The sequence below is a fragment of the Tunturiibacter empetritectus genome, assembly GCF_013410875.1.
In the GTDB taxonomy this organism is placed as follows: Bacteria; Acidobacteriota; Terriglobia; order Terriglobales; family Acidobacteriaceae; genus Edaphobacter; species Edaphobacter empetritectus.
The window spans coordinates 1,018,789-1,041,813 of sequence record NZ_JACCCU010000002.1 but is presented as its reverse complement, the minus strand read 5'-3'; the positions used below and the strand labels follow the sequence as shown (position 1 = coordinate 1,041,813).

Sequence of the window (23,025 nt, the reverse complement as noted above, 5' to 3'; positions counted from 1 at the left end):
GTTTTTAGATAGTTGAATTGCTCAACTAGTGGAGGGCTGGCGTTGAGGATTGAAGCGTTTTTGCGGCAGAGCCCGATCTTTCAGGCGAGCCGGATCGCTCGGAGGATGGAGATCTCGCTGAATGTGATTCTGCGGGATGAGAGACTGACCTTGTTTGAGGCATTGATGCTGGCTGCTATCTTCTTTGAGGAGAAGGGCGGCATTAAGCCTTCGGACCTGGCGGAGACGTTTCAGACGACTCGGGGGAATGTGAGCCATTGTGTCTCATCGCTTGAGGCGAAGGGATTAGTGCGGCGGCGGATCGATGAGGACGACGCACGGTCGTTCCGGTTGGTTCTACAACCGATGGGCAAGAGGCGTGCCGCGCGAGTAGCGGGAATCTTCGATCGCATGCAGACTCACTTTGAGGAGAATGTGGGGGAGGCAAAGCTGGCGGGGATGTTGGAACAGATGCGTGTCGTGGAGGAGTTGTGCTTGCATTTGGCCGAAGCGGCTGGCGAGCGAGGACGGTGAAGCAGGTGAAATTGAAGGGAGAAGCCATGTCTTTTGAATATGCGAATGGAAAGATCTGTATATCGAAATACCTTCATCTGCCAAAAGGGGGGCGCCTGAAAGCATTAGGGAAGAGAGCGTTATTCGTGGATGATCTTGACGAAGATGCCTTCGCGGAAGATTTCCAGCTCTTATCGACTGTCCAATGAATTCGGGAAGGAGCGACCTATGATTGCCAAAACGGTTTGGAAAAAGGATATGGAATTTGATGGGCACTCCGAAAGTGGTCATCATGTCGTTTTCGACGCCGGAGCCGCGCATGCCAACGGCCCTACCCCTATGGAGGCGGTTCTGATGGCCCTTTGCGCCTGCACGTCCGTTGACGTCGTGTCGATCCTCAAAAAGAAGCGCGAGCATCTGACCAGCCTTACTGTATCGGCCACCGCTGAACAGGCCGCTGAACCGCCCCGTATCTTTACACGGATCAGTTTGGTCTATCACGTTGGTGGTGCTGTCTCAAAGAAGGCCGCCGAAGACGCAGTCGCACTCTCCAAGAACAAGTACTGTTCGGTCTCGAAGATGCTGGAAAAAGCCGTCCAGATCGACTTCACCATTGAATACGCAAACACGACCGTCTGAAGCGAATAGTTACTCTCGGATGATTTTTACGAAGACGCCGTCGGGGAGGGTGGCTCCGCCGAGGATGTGGACGACGCCGTCTTTGGTGAAGCCGCGGAGCATGGTGTCGGCTTTGGCATAGGGGTTGGGCGGGGCTTCGGATTTGTTTGGGTAGGGGGTGGCTTTGATGGGTGATGGTGTGGGCTGGCTGGCGCTTGAGCCGGTGGCTGGGCCTCGGCGCATTCCGCGGTCCATGGCTTCGTTGGCGAGGCGGTCGGCGTCCTTGTTTTTGTGGCGAAGGGCGTGGGTGATCTCGAAGCCTTCGAGTTTGGCGATGCGGCTTCGGGCCTCCTGCCAGAGGGGTTTGAGGTCGGGGGAGTTGACCTTGTACTTGCCCTGGATCTGCTTGACCATCAACTCGGAGTCGGAGACGACGCGGAGGCGGGGGTGGTGGTGGTCGAGCGCGTATTGCAGGCAGCCGAGGAGTCCGGAGTACTCGGCGTAGTTGTTGGTGCGAAGCCCGAGAAATTCGGAGAGTTCGGCGAGGACGTTGCCGTGGTCGTCCTGGATGAGAGCGCCGTATCCGGAGGGGCCGGGGTTGCCGCGGGCTCCGCCGTCGCAGTGGGCGTTGATCCAGTCGGTCTTTTTCGGGGTAGGCGTATTTGGGCTGGGGGCTTCGGGGAAGAGGCTGGGGACGGCGGTCGGACGGGGAGGCATTGGGTGAGTTTACCGGATGTGGCGTGCGTGAATTCGGCGGCGTGATGAATCGGAGCTCCTGGAATTATGGCTAAGGTAAGTGCGAAATGCGGGGGTCTCTCCACTACGGCGGCAAATTGCGCCGCCTCCGGTCGAGATGACGAGCATTTTTGTAGATAGTGAGTATTTGTAGGGATGGCAATGCTATGCGGTTTGGTGGGGGGATGCCTCTTTCGTGGGATCTTTTTGCGCTCACCTTTTGGAAGTTCGGGGGTCTATCGGGGTGTACTTTGATTTCCTGACTCCGGAGTCAGAACGATGAATGCAGAAGTCGCTGGGTTGAATCCTGGCGGGGAGTTGTCTTCTCCGCTCGCTGTGGGGCTCCGAAAACGGCACGTTAGCCCGTTTGCCACGGGATTATTAGGGGCAACAGCGGTAGAATCGTTGCCAGCGATGGCAAAAGCAGCGGCTCAACCTGGAACCCGGAACGGCGGCAAGCTGACGCAGGCGCAGCTCGATGCACGGGCGCAGCAGCGAACCGAAGACGACGAGTTGATTCGCGAGGCGCAGAAGGGCCAGCGAACGGCGTTCGACGCTTTGGTGCGGCGATATGACCAGTCTGTGCTTCGGCTGGCGCTGCATATGCTCGGTAATGAGCAGGATGCGCAGGATGTCCACCAAGAGGCCTTCATTAAGGCGTATCGCCACCTGGGGAACTTTCGGTTCGAGTGCAGCTTTTACACGTGGCTTTACCGGATTGTGACAAACCTTTGCCTGGACCAGTTGCGTCGGCGAAAGAGCCGCAGGGAGGATCCGGCGACGGTGCTGGATGCCAGTGGCGATGAGATGGACCTGATGGCCAATATCACCGACGACCGGGCTATGGCGAACCCTGGGCGGGAGCTGGACCGGAAGGTGATGAGTGAGCGGATCGGCGAGGCTTTGAGCAAGCTGACACCCAGGGAGCGAACGGTCTTCGAGCTGAAGCACTACCAGGGGCTGAAGCTGCGGACGATCGGGGAGATGTTGAGCACGACGGAAGAGACGGCTAAGAATACGCTGTTCCGGGCCACGCGAAAGCTGCGGGCTAATCTGGCGGAGCTTCGGTAGAAGCCGGTGTGGGTGCGGTAGGTTAGGGATGACTTTACAAGGGCGCACGTAGAGCCTACGAAGAACAAGCAAAATTTGAGGCTGGCTGAGGTAGGACAATGAAGTGTGAGAGCGCAAGAGACTGTATCGTTTTGTTGAACTACGGCGAGCTGCCCGATGAGCTGGCTGGGGGACTGGAACAGCATCTGACCGAGTGCGAAGGTTGCCGCGCGGAGCTGGAGGCGTTCCATATGTTTGAAGAGCGGTTGGCGTTGCTGCCGGTGCTGGAGCCATCGCCGAATCTTCTGGCGCAATCGCGAATGCGGCTCGACGACGAGCTGGACATGATTGAGCCGCATGGGTTTCTTACTCAACTGAGGACACATTTTTATCGTTGGCTGGGGCATGTGCAAGGTGCGCCGGCGCTTGCGACGCTGCTTCTGGGAGTAGGGTTTCTGGCGGGAAACTTTACGCTGCGCTACCAGGTGGCTCATGCGCCGAAGCCTCAGAAGCCTGTGATTGTGACGGGTCCTGATGAAGGCGTGGATAAAGGCGTGATCGCGAATGTGACCGGGATTGTGCAGACGCCGAACTCGGAGCTGGTGCAGGTGAAGTACAACAGGGTGGTTCCCGAGACGATGGAAGGGTCGCTGGACAGCCCGGAGATCCGGAACCTGTTAATGGTGGGCACACGTGCCGCCGGCGTGGCTGGCGCCGATACAGTGCGGAAGGATTCGGTTGCGTTGCTGACGAACGAATGCAAGTCCGGGCATGCGTGTCAGCCGACCGCGGTAGACGGTAAAGAGATTCGCAGTGCGCTGATGGTGTCGCTGCGATATGACCAGGATGCCGGGGTTCGAATGACGGCGCTCGAGGGATTGCAGCGGTTTGTGGGACAGGATCAGCACGTCCGCGACGCGGTGCTCGAAGCTGTGATGCATGATTCAGATGCGCAGGTTCGGAAGACCGCGATTGGGTTGCTGGAGCCGGTCCAGTCAGACTCGAGCGTGCGGCAGGTGCTGCGAACGGTTTCGACGCAGGACGCCAACCCGTATATTCGGACAGCATCGTATAACGCGCTGCAGGGCTCCGCAGATATTCAGTAGACAAGGCAGGAAAGTGCGCTCGATCACCGGGTGCGAGAGATGGTGCGGATGAGGGTAGGCGAATGAAATACCGCAGGTCATTGGGAGTTGTGGCGGGGTTTGTGGCGCTGGCTGGGACGGCTGGTCCGCAGAACTCACTCGTGGCACAGGGTCTTCCTTTCTGGTCTGCGCGCACGGTGCTCGAAGGAGCGATGGAGGGCAGTTCGCATAAGTACGCGGCGCAGGGGTACCTCGGGGTGGAGGCACGCGACGTGAACGACGATCAGGTTGGTTCGCTTCGGATGAAAGAGGCGCGCGGGGCGGAGATTGTGAGCCTCGATCACGATGGGCCGGCATGCAAGGCAGGGATGCGGATGCATGATGTGATTCTGCAGATGAACGGCCAGGCGATCGACGGCCAGGAGCAGTTCAAGCGGATGCTGCGCGATCAGCCAGTGGGGCGGACGGTGAGCTTCGTGGTAAGCCGCGATGGGCAGACGATGACGATGACCATGCAGATGGCGGATCGGCGAACGGTGGGGCAGCAGGCTTGGGACCAGCACTACACAGTTCCGGCGCCGGGTGATGGACCTTCAGGGGCTGTGCGCGGTGGCAATAGTTTTATGGGCGCTTCAACATCGTCCGGCACAACAACGATTCCCAAGGGGCATCGCGAGATGCTGGCGATGAATATGATTCTGAGTTCGTCTTACACTGGCGCTCAGCTTGAGGTGATGGGGCCGCAGCTTGCGGGTTTTTTTGGCGCAGAGGGTGGAGCGGGGTTGCTGGTACGGAGCGTCGACGGCAACAGTCCGGCGGAGCAGGCTGGGTTGAAAGCGGGAGATGTGGTGGTGCGGGTTAACTTGATCGCGGTTTCGAGCGGAACCGATTGGACGAAGACGATCCACGACAACCGGGGCCGGCCGGTGCCGGTGGTGGTGATTCGTGACAAGCAGGAGCAGACGCTGACGCTGACGCCGGATACCAAGAAGCGCTCGTGTGTGCTTCCGGGGTTTGGGCTGGAGGAGTTGTTTGGCGAGACAAGCCAATATACCCGCGAACTGCTGGCCAAGTTGTAGGGCGAAGTGCGGTTCGGAAGACTCAGCAGGATTTTTAGCAGAACTCTATCTGGGTGATAGGCGCGAGTTCTTTGGCAGGTAGCCGAGACATAATTTCTGGTCTTTTCGCGCGGATTTGCCGGTCCTCTCGTTGGGGAAGGAGGAGATTGGCATACACTTCGATATACTTAAGCTGATATGTCTTCTGCTCCTACAACTGCCGTGGTGAACGGCAGCCGTCCGATGACTGCCAGGCGCCGCTGGAAGGCAGTGACGCGCAAGCTGCGTGAGCTGGGTTCGATCGGGTCGGCGGTGCTTTCGACCGGGCATCCATACATGGCGCACATTGTGCCGATGCGGCGATGCAATCTGGCCTGTACCTACTGCAATGAGTACGACGACCACTCGGACCCGGTGCCACTGGAGGAGATGCTGCGACGCATCGACGATCTGGGGCGGCTGGGGACTTCGGTGATTACGATCTCGGGCGGCGAGCCGCTACTGCATCCGGATCTCGATCAGATTATTGCGCGAATCAGGAAGACGGGCGCCATTGCGGGGATGATCACAAACGGGTATCTGCTGATGCCAGACCGGATCGAGAGGCTGAATAAAGCCGGGCTCGATCATATGCAGATCTCGATCGATAACGTGATGCCGGACGAGGTCTCGAAGAAGAGTCTGAAGGTGCTGGACAAGAAGCTGCAGATGCTGGCCGAGCATGCGGACTTTCATGTGAATATCAACTCTGTGGTGGGTGGTGGGATTGCGAATCCAAATGATGCGCTGACGGTGAGTGAGCGAGCGCTGGCGCTGGGGTTCAGCTCTACGATCGGGATCATTCATGATGGCAGCGGACAGTTGAAGCCGCTGGGCGAGGCCGAGCGCACGGTCTGGGACAAGGTGCGGAACCTGACGCGGCGGAGCTACTCGCGGTTCAACCACTTCCAGGAGGCGATTGCCAACGGGAAGACGAATGACTGGCGTTGCCGGGCGGGCGGACGGTATGTGTATATCTGCGAGAACGGGCTGGTGCACTATTGCAGCCAGCAGCGTGGATATCCGGCGGTGCCGCTGGCGCAGTATCAGACTGCAGATGTGAAGCGGGAGTTTTTGACGGAGAAGAGCTGCGCGCCGAGCTGCACGATCAGTTGTGTACACCAGGTAAGCTACATCGACCACTGGCGCGCGCCGCAGACCTCGTCGGTGACGCCTGGTGCATCGGGGCATGGAGCGGACGCGGAGCTGGTACAGATTCGTTGACCGTGCGGTGGCGATGTTGGTGAGGTTGTAACAGACGACTGACCGCGATTGCTTCAGCCGCTAAATTGGTGGATTCTGTTGGAATGATGCTTTCGAGTGGTACGTCGCGGCTTGGGATGGGCCGAGGTCTTCTGATTTCAGTTTTGGCGGTCGGAGTTTGCGTGCCTTCTCGCGCGCAGACCGGGGCGGGAACGCAGCGCACCCTCGACAAGGCAACCGTGGGGATGTCGACCTCGCCCGATCCAACCGAAGACGTGACGCAGCGGCCTACCAGCACTCCGTACTCTGGCGATCTTTCCATCTTCGAGTATCCGGATCGGGATAAGAAGCTGCAGATCGAGCGCGTGATGGATCTGCTGGGAATTGTACCGGGAAAGAATGTCGCAGATATCGGTGCAGGCTCGGGGTGGTTTACGGTGCGTGCGTCGCGCAGGGTGGGACCGGCGGGCGTGGTGATTGCAGAGGATATCAATCCGCTAGCGATCGAATACATCGGCAAGAGAGCGTTGAAGGAGAATCTGCCGAATGTGCGGACGGTGCTGGGGAGTCCGGACGATCCGCGGCTGCCGGGGGGAAGCGTGGATGCGGTGTTGATGTTGAAGGTTTACCACGAGATCGTGCATCCTGTGCCGACGATGAAGGTGCTGCAGAAGGCGCTGCGACCGGGAGCTAAGGTGGGGATCATCGACCGCAACGGCAATGGAGCGGATCATGGGTTGAACCACGAGGTAGTGGTGAAGGAGATGGGCCAGGCCGGGTACAGGCTGGTTGGGACCTATGACTTTACCAAGGCGGACGGGCAGGATTACTTTTTGATCTTTCAGGTTCGATGAGCGGAAGGTCACATTGCAGAAAAAGATCCGGGATTTCCGGGCCTTTTGGTTTTGTGACAGAAATCGTTACTTGTGGGCGGTGGTCTTCGGCTTGGCTGCTGCAGGTGCCGGGTTCTCTGCGATCGCATTGTCCAGCATGGCGTAGAGCTGGGTGACATCATTGACCTCGACAAAGCCCTTGTGGGTGACGATGAAGATGGTCGGGGTCTTGGTGAGGCCGACTCGTTCGCCCAAGGTTTGGTCAGCGTGCACCTCGGCGGCGAAGAGACCGTTCGGATCGATGACGAACGGCATCACGCGACCGTGAGATTGAAAGTACTTTTGCGTGAAGGCGTTGAGATCTTCCTTTGAGGCGATGGAGATCTGGTTGGCGAAGACGGCGCCGCGATACTCTTCGGCGGCCTGGGGCGAGATCTTGTCCTGAATGTAGCGGGCGATCACAGCCGCGTCAAAGCTCCAGACGTGCATTCGCAGGGGGAAGTCGTGGCGGAGAAGGGGAATCTTATATTTCTCCACAGCCGCATGGACGATGGGGAATGCGTGCGAGCAGGCGGGGCACTCGAGGTCTTCAAAGTCGTAGATGGCGACCTGAGATCCGGCGGGAGCGCGAAGCATTGAGGTGTCTTTAAAACCCTGGGCAAGGGCCGGGATGCCGACCGGAATGGCGAGGAGCAGGGCTGCGGCGAGGAGGATGCGGTTCATTGGTATAAGACGCATAGGATTATCTTTTGTATTTTAGCCGAGGGAGGGAGCCGAAGACCGTTTTCTCGCTATTTCTGCATCGAGAGGGGAGTGTGGCACTCTAATAAGAGAGCATGAAAGCCCAGACTGGAATTTCAAGAGAAGCGAAGACGCGGCTATGGGCTGCGGTGTGGACTGCGGCGCTGATTTTAAGCGTTCCCCTGGCGATTGCGCAGAGCCAAGGTGCTCAGACCCAGAACGTTGATCTTCCGCCGGCGCCGGTGCCGAATATCGTCAAACTGCCGGGCGGGGTGGTGGTTGAGCAGGGGACGGCTGGGGCGTTGCCGCTGAGCCTTGATGACGCGATCGCTCGGGGAGAGAAGCGCAACCTGCAGATGCTGCTGGTCATCCAGAACGAACGAGCGGTGCGCGGCCAAGTGTTGACCGTCGAAAATAGTTTGTTGCCGAGTCTGACGGCCAAGGGAGCGGTTGAGGCCCAGGAGATCAATCTCGCGGCGCAGGGATTCAAGGCCTCGTCACTGGCGGGATTTGGCCTTGCGCCAGGAACGTTCAACGAGATTGTCAAGGTGAATACGGCTTCGGCGCAGTTGAGCCTGAATCAGCAACTCTTCAATGTGCCCGCCTATTACCTGTTCCGATCGGCGCAGCAAGCGGTGAAGGCGGCTAATCTCACGACCTTGAATCAGCTGGGCAACGTCACTCTTTCCGTGGGCACACAGTATCTCCTTGCATTGGCGGACGCCTCGCAGATTGCGAATGCGCAAGCTCTGGAGAAAGCGGATGAGGTGGCGTACCAGCAGGCGAAGGCCTCGCACGAGGCGGGCGTGGGGACGAATCTGGATGAGTTGCGCGCCAGGGTTCAACTGCAGACGCAACAGCAGGCGCTAATCAACGATGAGAACGCGTTTGCGAAGGACAAGATTGCGCTGAACCGGCTGATCGGACTCCCTGCGGACCAGGAGATTGCGCTGACCGATACGGCTCCTTATGCGGAGTTTGCGCAGCTGCCGCTCGAAGATGCGAAGAATCTGGCTTTTCAGAGACGGAAGGATCTGCTGAGTCTGCAGGCGCAGCTTGAGGTTGCAGCCAAGGCGCGGAAGGCAGTGCGGGCGGAGCGTCTCCCGGTGGTCTCGTTCGATGGATACTACGGCGTGCTGGGGGAGATTGGTTCGCTCTACCATGGAGTGTTTGCGGCGACAGGCAAGGTAAGCGTACCGGTGTTTCAGGAAGGACAGCTTCGCGGCGAGCGTGAGGTAGCAGACGCGCAGGTTACGGGGCTGAAACAGCAGATCGACTCGCTTCGGGTGACGATCGAGCAGCAGATTCGCGCGGCGATGCTGGATGTTCAGTCGTCGAATGATCTGGTGAAGGTGGCGAAGAGCAACGTGGACCTCGCGACCCAGGAACTGCAGGATGCGACGGACCGCTTCTCTGCCGGGGTGGATGATAATCTACCGGTCGTGCAGGCGCAGGCGACGTTGGCGGCGGCGCAGAGCAGGCTGGTGGATACGCTGTATCAATACAACCAGTCGAAGCTGCAACTGGCGCGGAATACCGGAGTTGTCGAAACCCAATACAAAGTTTACCTGGGCCGATAGAGCTCCTTCGACGCGGGAATCTCCAACAAAATGAGGCGTGATTGCCTTATGTCCTTGCGATGCGCTCTCGCTGGGGAGAGGCGTCTTCGGCCTGAAGGCTCGAGAAGTCAGGTGATGCTTCAGATGTTGGCTAGAGAGCGAAGGAGATCCCGGAGATGGTGACACTTTCGTAACAGAAGTGTGAAAACATAGGGCATGGCGGATGGTTCGGAACGAGTGAAGCCGGCGGTAGAGAAGGGTTACCGCTCGGCATTCAAGTCACGGGACTTTCGGCTATATCAAGCGGCGCGGTTGATGGTGATTCTGGGCGCAGAGGCGCAGTCGGTCGCTGTGGCATGGCAGGTATATGCGATCACCCACTCTGCCTTGGACCTTGGATATACGGGGCTCGCGCTCTTTCTGCCCGGGTTGTTCGTCATGCTGGCCGCAGGACATGCTGCGGACCGATATGACCGGCGCAGGATTATTCTGCTCTGTTATGGATTGCAGGCGTGTTGCACGGCTGTGCTGCTGTGGCTCTCCTTGAGTGCGACGGCGTTGCAGCATGGGCGAATCTGGCCGATCTATGCGGTACTGGTGGGGATTGGGTTGGGCAGAGCGTTCAGCGGGCCGGCGGCAAGTGCCATGCTGCCAAGCCTGGTGCCGAAGGAAGATTTCGTCAACGCGGTGACCTGGGGGGCGACGGTCTACCAGATTGCGAATATGTCCGGCCCCGCCGTCGGCGGCCTGCTGTTTACGCTACCGCTGGCCGGTGTTGCGGCGATGTGTAATGGCGCGCCGCTTGTATACAGCTTCACGCTCCTGATGCTGGTTGGGTTCATCGTGCTGGTCGGTATGATTCGAACGAAGATGGTTACCACGGAGAAGAAGGCCTTCAGCATGAAGACGGTGCTGGCAGGGTTGGAGTATGTGTGGCGAGCGAAGCTTTTGTTGGGGTCGATTTCGCTGGACCTGTTTGCCGTGCTGTTGGGCGGAGCAACGGCGCTGCTGCCGATCTTTGCGACTGACATTCTGCATGCTGGGCCGCGCGGGCTTGGATTGCTCCGGGCGATGCCATCGGTGGGCGCGCTCGCGGTTTCTCTGTTGATGGTCGTGAGGCCGATAAAGCGCAGAGCCGGTCTGACGATGCTGGTGTGCGTTGGAATCTTCGGCGTGGCAACGGTTGTCTTCGGGTTGTCGAAGAGCATCTATCTGAGTGCAGCGGCCCTTGTCATCGTCGGCGCGAGTGACATGGTGAGCGTGGTGGTTCGGTCGAGCGTGCTGCAACTGGCGACTCCGCCTGAGATGCGTGGACGCGTGAGTGCGGTGAATTGGCTGTTTATCGGAGCTTCGAATGAGTTTGGCGAGTTCGAGAGCGGCGTGACGGCGCACTGGTGGGGTGCGGTTCGGGCCGTGGTGGTTGGGGGAATCGGGTCGATGCTGGTGACGGCCTCTGCTGCCGGGCTGTTCCCGCAGCTGCGCAATGCTGACGCTCTGACGGCGGAGGCTTTGATGGGAGCCAATGAGGAGTTGAGTGTCGCAGAGCCGGTAGATTAGAGTGCAGAGGTTGCTATCTAAGGGGTAAGGGAGAGTCGATGCAGAATGGGGCTAAGGCGGCGATCGGGGCGACTGTGGTGCTGGTGCTGGCGGTGGGCATTCGTGTGGGGTTGATCTACCGGGAGCGAAATGCTCCAGACAACTCGGTGAAGGCGCCTGCGCGCGAGGTGATTCCCGAGGACGATCTCGTCTTCTTAAAGAAGAAGCGGCCGGATACGCTGAAAGACATCAAGGATCTGGCTGGCACGACGGTCTGGGTTTCGGCTGGCGGACAGCTCGAATACTACCCTCTCGTTGGACATGCGGCTCAGTACGGCAAGGCTGCCGGAACGTTGTTGGGCGCGGAGCCTCTGGTCGTGAAGGACGCGATTGAGCAGGTGGCTCCTAAGGCTGCGACGTTTCGAATCCCAGGCGGCGACAAGCAGGTGTTGATGGTCTTCACGCGGCCCGATGTCGCAGGAGATACCAAGGAGTATGCCGTGCCAGTGGGGTACCGGCAGGGGGGCCAGTACACCTTTTATACCGACGAGATCCTGTTCTATGACGATCCGCATGATCTGTACAAGCACTGGGGACCGGAGATCTGGAAGGCAGTGGACACACACCAAGTCATTCTCGGAATGAACGAGCGGCAGGTGGAACTCTCGTTGGGACAGGTGAGTAAGAGCACGAGTAACGACTACGGAAACCGCATGGTGGTGTTTGCGAATCTTGGTAAACCGATGGCGGTCACGTTTGTGAAGAATAAAGTGACGGCGTTCCGGGCGGATCAGGGGTATTGAGTCTTAGTCTGGAACAAATAGAAAAGGGCGAGTTCATGGCGCTCCCCCCTTTTGCGATCCCGATGGCTTAGTGCTTTACCACCGTTAGTATCACGGCGCTTGGATACTGGCTGCTGTGATGGATGGCGGTGTGAGCGACGAGCCCAGTGGTCTCGTCGTAGTTGTTGCCGCCTGTGTTGAGATTGCGGTCGAACCGTGGGAAGTTTGAGCCGGCGACCTCGATGCGAACTCTGTGGCCAACATCAAAGTAGTTGCTGGTGTTCATCGGGGTTAGGGTCACTTTGTAGATCTTATCCTTCTCCATCCATACAGTGTGGTCGTCGCCCTCACGGTAGCGAAGGCGCTGGATCGTCTCGTCGAGGTTGTAGGCGGTGCCGTCGGGCAGGACGTCGATGACTTTGACGGTGACGTCGGTATCCTTCACGTCGGAGGAGACGTAGAGCGTTGCCGTAATCGGGCCGCTTACCTCCATGCCTTCTTTCAGCGGCTCACTGGTATAGACAAGGATGTCGGGACGCTCCTCCATCTTGCGTTGATCGAGCGCGCCGCCCATGCCAGAGATCGTATTGGCTGCGCAGCAGACGTTGCCGCCATAGCTCGGTGTGGGATTCATGGGATCGTAGGTGAAGAGGTCAGCGATATCTGGAGACTTCGCCTTCGACTTTGCGGGTGGCGTTGAAGAGAAGGAGAGAACGCCGTCGCCGTGAAGTGTGTTCGCATGGCCGCCGCTGGAGAGGGTGAGCGTTACGGGCTTTGCGCCTTCAGGAGGCCAGCTCTCAGAGTGCTGCCACTTGTTGATGCCCATGGTGAAGTACTGCACCTTGGGTGTCTTCTGGAGAAAGCCGTTGTCTTCGTGCTTGAGGAAGTGATCGAACCAGGCGTAAGTGAGCGCGTCGTAGTCGAGCCGTGCGTCGCCCATGCTGCGTTCGCCGACGATGGTGTCCTCCTTGGCACGCTTGTAGCCGCAGTGAAGTGTGGGGGCAATCACCGCGTACTGCTCGTTTGCCGCCTCACCTTTAGCGGCGGAGCGGACGAAGTTGTAAGCAGCGAGATTTGGACCGATGGAGACGTCGTACCAGGTCATGAACCAGAAGCCCGGAACGTTGATCGGCATGGTGTCGGACTGCCAGATGCCGCCCTTGCGCCACGCGGGATCGTTCGGCGTGCGCTGGATCATGGCGCCTCCGGTGGTGTTCGGCATCTTGTCGGAGAAGATGCCCTTCGGGCCATCAATGGCGGAGATGATCTCTTGCTCTGGCAGATGCTGAAAGGCCTTGGCCCAGTCGACAGGAGGAAGCTGCGGTGCGAGGTCAAACAGTTTCGATGCCTTGATGAGATCAGCTTGTGAGGTGTCCTTTGGAAAGCTGGGACGCACCTGGTTTTGTTCGCCATAGAGCCAGTCGATGAAGAGCATCTGTACGGCGCCGCCGCGATACCAATTCCCTTGTTCGTTGTATGGACCGACCTTGCCGACGCCAGCGCCGAAGCTCTGCGGAATGATTGTGGTGAGTGCCTTGTTGCCCAGTGAAGCTGCGGCGAGCTGCCACTCTGCGGTGGAAGAGCAGCCGATGAGACCGATCTTGCCGCTGGACCAGGGTTGCGCGGCCATCCAGTCGAGCTGATCGTTGGCATCGGAGAGAGGTGCGCCGAGGATGTCGTAGTTGCCCTCGGAGAAGAAGTGTCCGCGCTCGTTCATCTCGATCAGGACATAGCCGCGCTTGACGGCGTCGAGCTCCTGGCTCATGTCGCGATACGTCCCGAGCTTCACGTCCCAGAAGTTGAAGTTGTAGGGCGTGCGGCTGAAGATGATCGGATACTTCTTGCTTGTATCTTTCGGGCGATAGATATCGGCGGCCATACGCGCACCGTCACTCATCGGAACCATTACCTTGCGGTCGATGACGGCGACATCTTCCAGTTGCCTCTCGATAGCTTCGCGCTTTTCGATGAGAGCCTTGGTCTCCTCAGGCGAGAGCTGGGGCCGTGGACCTTGGGCAAAAGCAATCGGAGCGACGGCGAGAAATAGAGCTATCAGGTTAGACAAGCGCATTGGAGTCTTCTTCCAATTCATATAAGGCTTTTGAGACGTAATAGGAGACGAACTGGTGGCGACATGAGCTTCGTCGAAGTGGAAGATTTTTACTAACACTAGTGGAACGAAAAGGCAGTTTCAATATTGAGTTCGACCGTTACGGGTTTCCCATTCTCCTTTGCTGGTTCGAAGGTGTACTGCTGCACGGCGGCCATCGCATCTTCGTCCATACCAAGCCCCAACGCCCGACGAACACTAAGGTGACTTATCGCGCCGTTGCTTCCTACCCATAAGTTCATGAGGACAGTCCCGCTATACTTTTTATCTTTTGCCACGTTGTTGTAATTGGGATTGACGTATCTCACAACCTTTGGCGGGGTGATCGCACCACCGATCTTTCTAGGCCTCGTGTTCGGTGACTGTGAGTCAGAGTCTGCCGAAGTGGCTGCAGGCGTTGTTGTGGTGGAAGTTGGCAGGAAGTTCTTTTCCGCATAGTTCTTCCAGTAATACGGCATGGATGGAACTAGCTTATCGAGCCCATCGACAAAGACTGCATCAAGCGCAGGTCCATAGTCGCCACTTGGGCTTGCATCTATCTCGATATGGATGGGAGAGTCGAGGTGAACGCGGTTTTGCTTGTTGTCCGCTAATTCGAGACCGACGCGGGGGCCTTCGAGGATGAGTTTATCCGGCTTTAATTTAACCGACTTAAGGTCGAAGCCGCACACCGTGAAGGTAACTGTACCGGACTTTCCGATGAGTGTACCGTTGGAATCGAAGTGCAATTTATCTTCTCGCCAGAGTCCGCGTAGGTAGAGGGGCTTGTCTTTCAGCTTGGCTTTGATGTCCGCTTCGGTCGATTGTGCGTTGAGGGATGGTAAGAGCGGGCAGGAGAAAATGAACGCAAAAGCGCAACGAGCAAGAGGCGAACGCAAAATCAGCATGAGTTCGAATCTAGACGAAAAATAAGCCTAGTGAAACAGCAAAATGAGAGATAGACCTACAGAGTCCTCAGCCGGTATTGCGGAGGCCGGCGCTGATGCCGTTGATGGTTGCGGAGATGGCGCGGTCCAGCTCGGGAGAATTGGGTTCTCCTTTTCTCAGAGCGGCTCGTTTGCGTCGCATCAGTTCGACCTGTATGAGCGACATCGGATCGACATAGGGATTGCGCAGCCGGATGGAGCGCTCGAGAACAGGGTTGGTTTCGAGGAGCGACTTTTGCTGCGTGATCTCGAGAATCATGCGGTGGGTCAGGTTGAACTCAGCTTCGAGGGTAGTAAAGACGCGGTCGCGCAGGGCTTCGTCTTCGACCAGTGACGCGTAGAGGCGGGCGATCCCGAAGTCTGCCTTCGCAAGCGCCATCTCGACGTTACGCATGATATCGAGAAAGAGAGGGAAGGCGCGGGCCATAGTTTGAAGCTGCGCGAGGCCGTCGGGTTTGGATTGAATGAATTGATGAAGCGCGTGGCCGACGCCGAAGTAGGCAGGAACAAGCTGCCGCGACTGCATCCAGCCGAAGACCCATGGAATAGCACGCAGATCGGCCATGGATTTTTTACCGCTCCGTTTAGCGGGGCGTGAGCCGAGGCGGGCGTGTTCAAGCTCCGCGACGGGAGTGGATTGCTCGAAGTAGGTAAACGTGTCGGCGCTGTCGACGATGTGTTTGCGGTAGAACTCGTAGGAGGTAGCCGAAAGCTCGTCGAGCGTGGCCTCCCATGCGGGAAGGATCTCGCCGGTGAGATGGGGAGTCTCCGCGCCACGCTGCAGCGCTGCATCGGGGCGGGCCAGTGCGTCGAGGCTTGCGGCGATCATCAGCTCGAGATTGCGCTCGGCGAGCACTACGTCGGAGTACTTCCAGTTGAGGACCTCTCCCTGCTCGGTGATGCGAAGTTCGCCGGTGAAGCTGTCGACAGGCTGAGCGAAGATGGCGCGGTGCGTCGGTCCACCACCGCGACCGACGGTGCCGCCGCGACCGTGGAACAGACGCAACGTCACGTTGCACTCGCGAGCGACCTCGTGGAGTGCTCGGTGGGCCTTCCATATCTCCCACGTACTTGTGATCATGCCGCCGTCCTTGTTGGAGTCGGAGTAGCCGAGCATGACTTCCTGGTGTCGATTCCAGCTTGCGAGCAGTGGCTTGTAGACATCGCTCGTCCAGAGCTTGCGCATGATTGCCGGGGCATTCTGAAGATCCTCGATAGACTCAAAGAGGGGGACAGGTTGGAGGCCAGGATCGTCTACTCTTCCATTTGCAGCCGGGGCTGTGCCTTCCACTCTGACGCCGCCGAGACGCGCAAGCCAGATCACCTGGAGTACATCTTCGGCGCTGGTTGCACCACTGATAACGTACTGCCGGATGGACTCCGGAGAGTACGTTTGTTTGAGCTCAGCGATTGTGCGGAAGGTGTCGAGGACCTCGGCGGTCTGCTCACTGAGAGATGACGGAAGGTTCAGGGAGTCAGTCGAGTTGGAAGGGCACCATGCCGAGACCTCGGCGACGGCGGCGGCGTGGACGCGGGCGTGTTGGCGGATGTCCAGCGTCTGCAGGTGCAGTCCGTAGGTGCGAACCTCTATCAGCAGCGGATCGATCAGCATCTCGGCGAGTCGCGGACCGCTGTTGCCGATCAGCGAATCACGAAGGATGGTCAGATCGGAGAGCATCTCGGAGGCGCGGGTGTAGGGCTTGAGCGCGGGATTGGCTGGAACGGGAACGGCGGATTGGGGAGTTGCTCCCAACCGCATCATGATGCAGGCGATGAGGAGCCGGATGGACTCGTGAGGGAAGCGTTCGCCCAGGGCGCTCTGACCAGCGGTGCGAAGTTGGCTGAGGTAACAGTCGAGCAGCGCGCTTAGTTCGTTGGAGACGGGAACCTGCTGGGTGGAGCTTGCAAGCTGTTCGAAGACGTTCTGAAGGCGGCGTCGATAGTGCGTGAACAGGAGCGTGCGAGCCATCGCGAGGGCGTCACGAGTCGCCTGGGGAGTGACGAAGGGATTGCCATCCCGGTCGCCGCCGATCCAGGAACCGAAGCGGATCAGCAAGGGAAGATCGGCAATACAGGATTGAGTCGTTGAGGATTTGTCTTGTTCGGGTCTATTTGTAACTGAACTGAAGCTTTTCTCGCTGGGGTATTCAGCGGCGAGCGCGGTGGCGACTTCGGAGTAGAGGACGGGGAGGGTGTCGAAGAGGCTGGACTCGTAGTAGTCGAGCGCCATGCGGATCTCGTCGAGCACTGTGGGGCGGGCGCTGCGCACGTCATCAGTCTGCCAGAGTGCGGTGATCTCGGCCAGCAGGTCGCGTTCAAGAGATTCGAGGTGGGGTTCGGGGACGGGGATGCGGTCGAGCTGCTCGAGCAGATCGGAGATGCGGCGGCGCTTGAACATGACGCTGCGCCGGGCGACCTCGGTGGGATGTGCGGTGAAGACCGGGGAGACGCAGATGCGAGTCAGCAGAGCGTGCACCTGTTCGGTGGTAACGCCAGCCTGGCGCAGACGACGAAGAGTTCCGCGCAGATCGCCACGTTGGATAGAGCCGGATGCGCTGGCATTCTGATTGAGCTGCAAGGAGAGGCGCCGCCGCTTGCGATGGTTGGTCTCGGCGAGGTTGATGAGCTCGAAGTAGAAGCCGAAGGCGCGGGCCAGCTGATAGGCAGCGGGAAGGTCAAGCGTGTGGACGCGGGCGAGCGCCTGCTGAAGATGGGCGGTGGCGGCGGCTTGGTCGGCAGCTCCGGTTTGCGGGGCCTCTGCTTCGCGACGGGCGATTGCAATGCGGCGAAGCGCCTCGACGGCCTCGTAGAGAGGCTCACCGGCCTGCTCGCGTAACACCTCGCCGAGCAACATACCGAGAGAACGGACGTCGCGACGCAGAGGAGCTTCTTTCAACTCACCAGTTGGAGCCTGGAGTTCGGCGAGGCGCTGGGGCCAGTCGGTTGGAGACCAGAGAGACGACATGCTTTGATTATGCCTTGTGAGATGGCCGAAGAATATTTAGATGAGGTAGCGCAGGTGTTTTAGGTGGTGAAGGGGATCAGGCACGACGGGCTAACGCTTGCGCCAGGCAAATTTTAGAGCGGACCAGACTTCGTTGATGGAGCAGACCTTGTAGTCGACCAGACCTGCCGTGAGGGACGCATCGCGTACATGATTCTGGTTGAAGTCGACGTGGTGTTTGCCGCTGCGCTTGGGATGAATGATCCAGACGGATGCTGGCCTGGGGAGACGAAGTGTCAGGAGATCCAGTGTGGAGGACAGGTCTTCGAGTGAGCGGGTAAAACACAGCGCGAGACTTGTGGTGGGGCGCAGGCGCGAGAGTAGTGCGGTGTTTTCCGGGAGATCGCCTAGCAGCTCTTCGAAGCCATCCGGGGCGGCGATTAGAGCTACCTCCATGCTCGTATTGATTCCTAATTTTTTTAGCAGGGGTGTCGCCGAGAAGTCGCGTGGTGGGGCGACAGCCGGAGTGACCGGTGGATGAGCAAGGAGTGCGGCGAGGGCGCCAGGAACTTCGGACCAGGAGGCGTAACTGGCGTCGGGATTTTCTACGCGGATTCGTTCAGTTCTTTCGGGCGATCCGCCTGCGAAGAGAATCGGTATATGGTGTGCGGATCTGCTGGAGCGAAGAATTAGAGCGATCTCACGGGAGCGCGATGGAAGTTTGTCCAGATCGAAGATGAGCACGGCAGGGTTGAGATGGGCAAGCTCACCGACAACTGCTGAGGTTCTGATCAGAGGAGAGGCGTCGATCTTCAGGCCACGGCGTTTCAGCGCCGCCGCCTTTGTCATAACGTCTTCGTGCCAGGAGAGAAGTCTGACGATCTTCATGGGCTTTCGCGGGTTCGCGCTGTGTTGCAAAGGATTTTAGGCCATCGCCCTGACGTCATACCTCACATCAGCTGCGCGATCTTCTCCAACTCCTCTTGGAGGCAGGGCAGGGAGCAGCTGATAGCCTCCATCCGGAAGGCCGCTTTGCGAGCATCCTGCGTGGAGACCCCGTAACCGCGCGCGACAAGAAAGCTGCTGATGAGATCGGCGGCCTGCCAGGAGTCGAGACCCGACTTCATCAGATCTTCCCGCAATCCGGAGAGATCGGCCTCAGCGAACTTTTCGACGTGGGCACCCTTAGCCTTTGTCATTTGTTCTTCTCCTGCTCGGCGTGTGTTCGCCGTCAGCTTACCCAAAGTGTTAGACGTCATATATCGACCTATCGTCAGAGGACTTTACGAAAAGATGGCCTGGAAAGTTTCCTTGAGGCGCTCCCAGCAGAGAGTGCGGTTCGCAAGCAGTACGGGAGATCCTTCGATCACCGGATAGCGTCACCCGCATCTCCCGTGCACGAGATGACATTTCCGGCGCGGCCAAGCTTCTGATGGCACACTGGACAGACAACGTACTGCAGATCTGCGGCGGCAGGGATTGCGCGCTCACGGAACTATCTTATCGTCGGAGATGCGGGGGAGCGCGATACCATGAAAGATGTATGGATGAGATAAAGAGAACTCCGGCGCTTTTGGACGGCGTCGCCATCGCCACCCGGATCAAGGCCGAGGTCGCAGCCGAAGTCCGAGCTCTCTCGGCTCGCGGGATCACTCCTGGGCTGGCGGTGATTTTGGTCGGCGAAGAGCCTGCGTCACAGATTTACGTCCGAACCAAAGTGAAGACCTGCAGCGAGTTGGGAATCTTCAGCGAGATGATCACACCACCGGAGAGCATCACGACTGACGAGATGCTGGCGCTGGTCGCGGCTTTGAATGCCCGCGATGACATCGACGGAATCCTGATCCAGCTTCCGCTGCCGAAGCACGTGGACACCAAGCGGCTCCTCGAGGCTGTCTCTCCGGACAAAGACGTGGATGGATTTCACCCCGTGAACATGGGCAGGTTGCAGAGCGGTCAGGCGGGGCTGGCTCCATGCACACCTGCGGGCATCCTCGAGATTTTGCGGCGGAGCGGATTGCCAATCGCAGGCCAGAACGCGGTCGTCGTGGGGCGCTCGGATATCGTAGGCAAACCGACGGCGGTGATGTTGCTAAATGCCTCTGCCACGGTGACTGTATGCCACAGCAAAACGGTCGACCTCGGTAGCTTCACCCGCGAGGCTGATCTTCTCGTAGCAGCGATTGGTCGGCCGGGGTTTATTACCTCGAAGATGGTCAAGCCGGGCGCGACGCTAATAGACGTCGGAATCAATCGCATCACCGAAGCCGCCGAGGTGGAAGAGTTCTTCCCGGGCGATCCGGCCCGGGCGGCAACTTTTGCCAAACGCGGATCGGTCGTCGTCGGGGACATTCATCCGGCTGCCTTTGCGGTGTCGGGCGCGTACACCCCGGTCCCGGGTGGAGTCGGCGCGCTGACCATAGCGATGTTGATGCAGAACACGGTAGCTGCGGCGAAGCTGCGCCGGGGAATCTCGCGGGGGAGCAAGTAGCCACGATGCTGCGCGTTGGACTCACCGGCGGCCTGGGAAGCGGCAAGTCAACCGCGGCGAACCTGTTCGCAGCTCTCGGGGCGCATATCCTGCAGTCGGATGCGATCGGCCGCGAGCTGATGGAGGTCGGCCAGCCGATCTATGACGGGATGGTCGCGCACTTTGGCCCCAACGTGGTGTTGGCCGATGGCACACTTGACCGCACTGTCCTGGCACGCATCGCCTTCACGGAGGGCCGCGTTGAAGAGTTGAATGCAATCGCTCATCCTCTTGTGATTGCGCGCCAGATGGAGTTGACCGAAACAATCTTTCACAAGAATCCTCACGCCGTCGTGATGGTGGAGTCAGCGCTGATCTTCGAGACGCACTACGGTGCCGCAGATGGTTCGCGCTGGCAAAGTCGTTTCGACAGGATCATCTTAGTGACGGCTCCAGAGGAGGTGAAGGTCGCACGATTTGTCGCTCGGTCTTCCGCCGGCAGGTCGATCAGCGAGGAGCAACGCACGGAGTTCGAAGCGGAGGCGCGTCGCAGGCTGGCACAGCAGATCTCCGACGAGCAGAAGGCAGCTTTGTCAGACTATGTACTGACCAACGGTGGTGCGCTGCCCGAACTGGAGTGGCAGGTCGATCAACTCTGGCCGATCCTCGAAGCCGCGGCGTAGATGATCTTTGTCTGAATTTAGAGAGTGGAACCTGCTGCGTCGAACCCAACAAACAATTGACTATCCTCGGATGATGCATTTCGATCTTTTGCCGATGAAAGGACTGTGTCAGACAGGCACACTTCACCGAGGGATAAGGAGACGGGCAGATGATCCGGCAAGCTATCAATTGCGATATCTGTGCAGCAGAGAAGCAGACGAGTAACTACTGGTTCGTCGCTTACGAGCAGGACGGGGAGTTGAAAGTTCGTGGCTGGGAGTCGCCCAAGAATTCGCGCAAGGGCGCCAAGCACCTGTGCGGACAGAAGTGTGCGCAGCGCATGATGGCAAACTTCATGGCTTCGTTGATGGCCGCCGTTCATAGCAGCGATCAGGACGCCGAGCCTGCGTTGGAAGATATTGAGGTTGTGGCGAAGAGAAAAGAGGTAGAGGGGATCGTCCGTCCGGAACGCTCCGAGCGTACGGAGTGGCTTGAGCGCGGCGATGGATCCGATCGGCTCGATCGCACTGACCGCTCGCTGGTAGGTCGCGCAAGCATCGACAGCGTCGACCTCGAAGCCGAATCGTGGGCCGGTCCGGTAAAGGTCAGGGAGGAGCCCTGGGAGGTGCAGACCAAACGCCTGCCCGAACGCGAGAACTTCCTCCATGCGCCGCGTATCAAGCCCTCGGCACTCAATCGGCTGCAGCGAATGGTGTGAGAAGGTCGAGACTTAGCCCTGTCCAGCAAAGAGGGCGGGAGCACGACCGATTGGGTGCCCGATGCTCTCCAAAAAGTGGGACGAATTCGGTTCGTAGTCCCACTGTTCTGACAATCATCTGAATCGCTTCGATAGGATCCGCGACTATACGCCGCCCGAGCAGCAGGGCGCGCGGCTCGATACAATAAGATGTGTCGGTCTTTCGCAACCGGCTATTTGAAAGATCAGGTCGTGCTCACGATGAAACTGCGCCCCGTTCTCCTTGTGGTCCTTCTTCTCTCCGGCTTTTACTACCTGACCACGCACGTCTGGTCGACAGGAGCCGCTTCGCCCTGGCTCCATCGTGCCGCAGCGCCCTCCGCATCACTGCCTGCGACGAATACTGCAGCCGTGAATGGCCCGCTGGGAACCTTCGAGCTGACCGAGGCCCATGCCGCGCCCGCGTACGACACCGAGGAGCAGCAGAATATTGCGGTCTACAAGAAGGCTTTGCCGTCGGTGGTCAACATCACTTCCACAGCGATCGCGATGGACTTCTTTTACGGCCCGGTTCCGCAGCAGGGGCAAGGCTCCGGATTCATTCTGGACAAGCAGGGACACATCCTCACCAACAACCACGTCATCGACAACGCCCAACGCGTCGAGGTCACGCTCTCTGACAAGCACAAGTACAAGGCTACCGTCGTTGGCGTGGATAAAGGACATGATCTCGCTCTGCTTCTGATCAACAATGCTCCTAACCTTCAGCCGGCAACGCTCGCAGAGTCGCAGAGCCTCACCGTGGGTCAGCGCGTCTACGCCATCGGCAATCCGTTCGGCTTGTCCGGCACCATGACACGCGGAATCATCTCGGCGATTCGGTCGATTCGCGGGCCCAACAACAATCCCATTGAAGACGCGATTCAGACCGACGCCAGCGTCAACCCAGGCAACTCCGGCGGCCCACTGCTCAACTCCCGCGGCGAGGTCATCGGGATCACCACTCTCATTGCTTCGAATGGCGTTGATCAGTCGGCTGGTATTGGTTTTGCTATCCCGGTCAATACGGCCAAAGCTGTCATCGCAGACTTCGCGAAATACGGTCGAATCCGTCGTCCGTCGCTCGACATCGCCACGCTGGAGATTGGTCCGGAGGTTGCGCAACAGATCGGTCTGGCGGCTGACTATGGGTTGTTGATCGAGCGTGTCCTGCCAGGCGGCGCAGCGGAGAAAGCCGGGCTGCACGGGGGAACTCAAAGGGCCTACCAGGGAAACATACCCGTGATGCTGGGCGGCGATCTGATCGTCGCGATGGACGGACAGGAGATCACCAACGCGCAGGATCTGGCGGCAGTGATGAACTCGCATAAAGCGGGCGACGAGGTGACACTTACAGTCTTCCGCGGGCGCAAACGGGTCGACGTAAAGGTAAGGCTGAACGATGCAACTGAGCAGCAAGGGCAGGCTGGTCGCGAGACGTAGGA

Annotated in this window: 21 protein-coding genes; 14 read left to right on the top strand and 7 right to left on the bottom strand. The window is 58.8% G+C overall.

Features of this window, described 5'->3' with window-relative positions:
• Positions 1 to 42: 42 nt before the first annotated feature.
• Positions 43 to 513, top strand: coding sequence for a MarR family winged helix-turn-helix transcriptional regulator (locus HDF08_RS16550; protein ID WP_179639692.1), 471 nt, complete (start codon positions 43 to 45; stop codon positions 511 to 513).
• 207 nt (positions 514 to 720) lie between these two features.
• Positions 721 to 1,131 (top strand): OsmC family protein, encoded by a 411-nt coding sequence (locus HDF08_RS16545; RefSeq protein ID WP_179639691.1) that lies wholly within the window; start codon positions 721 to 723, stop codon positions 1,129 to 1,131.
• A 9-nt stretch (positions 1,132 to 1,140) separates the two neighbouring features.
• Here HDF08_RS16545 and HDF08_RS16540 read toward each other — a convergent pair whose 3' ends face one another.
• Entirely contained in the window at positions 1,141 to 1,827 is a 687-nt protein-coding gene (locus HDF08_RS16540) for a ribonuclease HI family protein (RefSeq protein ID WP_179639690.1), read from the bottom strand.
• Between the two features lie 432 nt (positions 1,828 to 2,259).
• Between HDF08_RS16540 and HDF08_RS16535 the strand changes: the two genes are divergently transcribed.
• The 5 genes from HDF08_RS16535 to HDF08_RS16515 all read left to right on the top strand — a co-directional run bounded on the left by HDF08_RS16535 (position 2,260) and on the right by HDF08_RS16515 (position 7,134).
• The gene (locus HDF08_RS16535) at positions 2,260 to 2,916 is read left to right on the top strand and encodes an RNA polymerase sigma factor (protein ID WP_179639689.1); all 657 of its coding nucleotides are present in this window, start codon (positions 2,260 to 2,262) and stop codon (positions 2,914 to 2,916) included.
• Between the two features lie 134 nt (positions 2,917 to 3,050).
• Complete coding sequence (locus tag HDF08_RS16530) at positions 3,051 to 4,001, top strand: HEAT repeat domain-containing protein (protein ID WP_257031188.1); 951 nt, start codon at positions 3,051 to 3,053, stop codon at positions 3,999 to 4,001.
• Positions 4,002 to 4,063: 62 nt separating this feature from the next.
• The gene (locus HDF08_RS16525) at positions 4,064 to 5,059 is read left to right on the top strand and encodes a PDZ domain-containing protein (protein ID WP_179639687.1); all 996 of its coding nucleotides are present in this window, start codon (positions 4,064 to 4,066) and stop codon (positions 5,057 to 5,059) included.
• A gap of 177 nt (positions 5,060 to 5,236) precedes the next feature.
• Positions 5,237 to 6,301, top strand: a complete 1,065-nt coding sequence (locus HDF08_RS16520; protein ID WP_257031187.1) for a radical SAM protein — start codon at positions 5,237 to 5,239, stop codon at positions 6,299 to 6,301.
• 161 nt (positions 6,302 to 6,462) lie between these two features.
• Positions 6,463 to 7,134, top strand: coding sequence for a class I SAM-dependent methyltransferase (locus tag HDF08_RS16515; protein WP_353069801.1), 672 nt, complete (start codon positions 6,463 to 6,465; stop codon positions 7,132 to 7,134).
• A 66-nt stretch (positions 7,135 to 7,200) separates the two neighbouring features.
• On the opposite strand, the gene HDF08_RS16510 is transcribed toward HDF08_RS16515, so the two are convergent.
• Positions 7,201 to 7,851, bottom strand: coding sequence for a DsbA family protein (locus tag HDF08_RS16510; protein ID WP_257031186.1), 651 nt, complete (start codon positions 7,849 to 7,851; stop codon positions 7,201 to 7,203).
• Between the two features lie 98 nt (positions 7,852 to 7,949).
• Between HDF08_RS16510 and HDF08_RS16505 the strand changes: the two genes are divergently transcribed.
• The 3 genes from HDF08_RS16505 to HDF08_RS16495 all read left to right on the top strand — a co-directional run bounded on the left by HDF08_RS16505 (position 7,950) and on the right by HDF08_RS16495 (position 11,752).
• On the top strand, positions 7,950 to 9,434 hold the full coding sequence (locus HDF08_RS16505; protein ID WP_218884736.1) for a TolC family protein: 1,485 nt from the start codon (positions 7,950 to 7,952) through the stop codon (positions 9,432 to 9,434).
• 195 nt (positions 9,435 to 9,629) lie between these two features.
• Positions 9,630 to 10,970 carry an MFS transporter gene (locus HDF08_RS16500; protein ID WP_179639686.1) on the top strand — a complete coding sequence of 447 codons (1,341 nt, stop codon included), beginning with the start codon at positions 9,630 to 9,632 and terminating at the stop codon, positions 10,968 to 10,970.
• A 38-nt stretch (positions 10,971 to 11,008) separates the two neighbouring features.
• Positions 11,009 to 11,752: a hypothetical protein gene (locus HDF08_RS16495; RefSeq protein WP_179639685.1), complete on the top strand. Its 744-nt coding sequence runs from the start codon at positions 11,009 to 11,011 to the stop codon at positions 11,750 to 11,752.
• Between the two features lie 67 nt (positions 11,753 to 11,819).
• Here HDF08_RS16495 and HDF08_RS16490 read toward each other — a convergent pair whose 3' ends face one another.
• The 5 genes from HDF08_RS16490 to HDF08_RS16470 form a co-directional block, all read right to left on the bottom strand.
• A complete protein-coding gene (locus HDF08_RS16490; RefSeq protein WP_179639684.1) occupies positions 11,820 to 13,802 on the bottom strand; it encodes a CocE/NonD family hydrolase in 1,983 nt (660 codons plus the stop codon).
• A gap of 98 nt (positions 13,803 to 13,900) precedes the next feature.
• The gene (locus HDF08_RS16485) at positions 13,901 to 14,728 is read right to left on the bottom strand and encodes an energy transducer TonB (RefSeq protein WP_179639683.1); all 828 of its coding nucleotides are present in this window, start codon (positions 14,726 to 14,728) and stop codon (positions 13,901 to 13,903) included.
• Positions 14,729 to 14,795: 67 nt separating this feature from the next.
• Positions 14,796 to 17,732, bottom strand: coding sequence for a phosphoenolpyruvate carboxylase (ppc, locus tag HDF08_RS16480; RefSeq protein ID WP_179639682.1), 2,937 nt, complete (start codon positions 17,730 to 17,732; stop codon positions 14,796 to 14,798).
• Positions 17,733 to 17,822: 90 nt separating this feature from the next.
• The gene (locus HDF08_RS16475; protein WP_179639681.1) at positions 17,823 to 18,599 is read right to left on the bottom strand and encodes a DUF3052 family protein; all 777 of its coding nucleotides are present in this window, start codon (positions 18,597 to 18,599) and stop codon (positions 17,823 to 17,825) included.
• 62 nt (positions 18,600 to 18,661) lie between these two features.
• Positions 18,662 to 18,910: a hypothetical protein gene (locus HDF08_RS16470; protein ID WP_179639680.1), complete on the bottom strand. Its 249-nt coding sequence runs from the start codon at positions 18,908 to 18,910 to the stop codon at positions 18,662 to 18,664.
• Between the two features lie 344 nt (positions 18,911 to 19,254).
• Here HDF08_RS16470 and HDF08_RS16465 point away from each other — a divergent pair, with 344 nt between their 5' ends.
• The 4 genes from HDF08_RS16465 to HDF08_RS16450 all read left to right on the top strand — a co-directional run bounded on the left by HDF08_RS16465 (position 19,255) and on the right by HDF08_RS16450 (position 23,023).
• Complete coding sequence (locus HDF08_RS16465) at positions 19,255 to 20,202, top strand: bifunctional 5,10-methylenetetrahydrofolate dehydrogenase/5,10-methenyltetrahydrofolate cyclohydrolase (RefSeq protein ID WP_179639679.1); 948 nt, start codon at positions 19,255 to 19,257, stop codon at positions 20,200 to 20,202.
• Between the two features lie 5 nt (positions 20,203 to 20,207).
• The gene (gene coaE, locus HDF08_RS16460; RefSeq protein ID WP_179639678.1) at positions 20,208 to 20,864 is read left to right on the top strand and encodes a dephospho-CoA kinase; all 657 of its coding nucleotides are present in this window, start codon (positions 20,208 to 20,210) and stop codon (positions 20,862 to 20,864) included.
• 149 nt (positions 20,865 to 21,013) lie between these two features.
• Positions 21,014 to 21,562, top strand: coding sequence for a hypothetical protein (locus HDF08_RS16455; RefSeq protein ID WP_179639677.1), 549 nt, complete (start codon positions 21,014 to 21,016; stop codon positions 21,560 to 21,562).
• Positions 21,563 to 21,802: 240 nt separating this feature from the next.
• Complete coding sequence (locus HDF08_RS16450; protein WP_179639676.1) at positions 21,803 to 23,023, top strand: S1C family serine protease; 1,221 nt, start codon at positions 21,803 to 21,805, stop codon at positions 23,021 to 23,023.
• Positions 23,024 to 23,025: the final 2 nt, after the last annotated feature.

What these genes read in the sequence shown, in the direction of transcription:
- HDF08_RS16545 (WP_179639691.1), top strand. Translation starts at nt 721, where the DNA reads ATGATTGCCAAAACGGTTTGGAAAAAGGATATGGAATTTGATGGGCAC.
- HDF08_RS16540 (WP_179639690.1), bottom strand. Translation starts at nt 1,827, where the DNA reads ATGCCTCCCCGTCCGACCGCCGTCCCCAGCCTCTTCCCCGAAGCCCCC.
- HDF08_RS16535 (WP_179639689.1), top strand. Translation starts at nt 2,260, where the DNA reads ATGGCAAAAGCAGCGGCTCAACCTGGAACCCGGAACGGCGGCAAGCTG.
- HDF08_RS16525 (WP_179639687.1), top strand. Translation starts at nt 4,064, where the DNA reads ATGAAATACCGCAGGTCATTGGGAGTTGTGGCGGGGTTTGTGGCGCTG.
- HDF08_RS16520 (WP_257031187.1), top strand. Translation starts at nt 5,237, where the DNA reads ATGTCTTCTGCTCCTACAACTGCCGTGGTGAACGGCAGCCGTCCGATG.
- HDF08_RS16510 (WP_257031186.1), bottom strand. Translation starts at nt 7,851, where the DNA reads ATGCGTCTTATACCAATGAACCGCATCCTCCTCGCCGCAGCCCTGCTC.
- HDF08_RS16505 (WP_218884736.1), top strand. Translation starts at nt 7,950, where the DNA reads ATGAAAGCCCAGACTGGAATTTCAAGAGAAGCGAAGACGCGGCTATGG.
- HDF08_RS16500 (WP_179639686.1), top strand. Translation starts at nt 9,630, where the DNA reads ATGGCGGATGGTTCGGAACGAGTGAAGCCGGCGGTAGAGAAGGGTTAC.
- HDF08_RS16495 (WP_179639685.1), top strand. Translation starts at nt 11,009, where the DNA reads ATGCAGAATGGGGCTAAGGCGGCGATCGGGGCGACTGTGGTGCTGGTG.
- HDF08_RS16490 (WP_179639684.1), bottom strand. Translation starts at nt 13,802, where the DNA reads ATGCGCTTGTCTAACCTGATAGCTCTATTTCTCGCCGTCGCTCCGATT.
- HDF08_RS16485 (WP_179639683.1), bottom strand. Translation starts at nt 14,728, where the DNA reads ATGCTGATTTTGCGTTCGCCTCTTGCTCGTTGCGCTTTTGCGTTCATT.
- ppc (WP_179639682.1), bottom strand. Translation starts at nt 17,732, where the DNA reads ATGTCGTCTCTCTGGTCTCCAACCGACTGGCCCCAGCGCCTCGCCGAA.
- HDF08_RS16475 (WP_179639681.1), bottom strand. Translation starts at nt 18,599, where the DNA reads ATGAAGATCGTCAGACTTCTCTCCTGGCACGAAGACGTTATGACAAAG.
- HDF08_RS16470 (WP_179639680.1), bottom strand. Translation starts at nt 18,910, where the DNA reads ATGACAAAGGCTAAGGGTGCCCACGTCGAAAAGTTCGCTGAGGCCGAT.
- HDF08_RS16465 (WP_179639679.1), top strand. Translation starts at nt 19,255, where the DNA reads ATGGATGAGATAAAGAGAACTCCGGCGCTTTTGGACGGCGTCGCCATC.
- coaE (WP_179639678.1), top strand. Translation starts at nt 20,208, where the DNA reads ATGCTGCGCGTTGGACTCACCGGCGGCCTGGGAAGCGGCAAGTCAACC.
- HDF08_RS16455 (WP_179639677.1), top strand. Translation starts at nt 21,014, where the DNA reads ATGATCCGGCAAGCTATCAATTGCGATATCTGTGCAGCAGAGAAGCAG.
- HDF08_RS16450 (WP_179639676.1), top strand. Translation starts at nt 21,803, where the DNA reads ATGAAACTGCGCCCCGTTCTCCTTGTGGTCCTTCTTCTCTCCGGCTTT.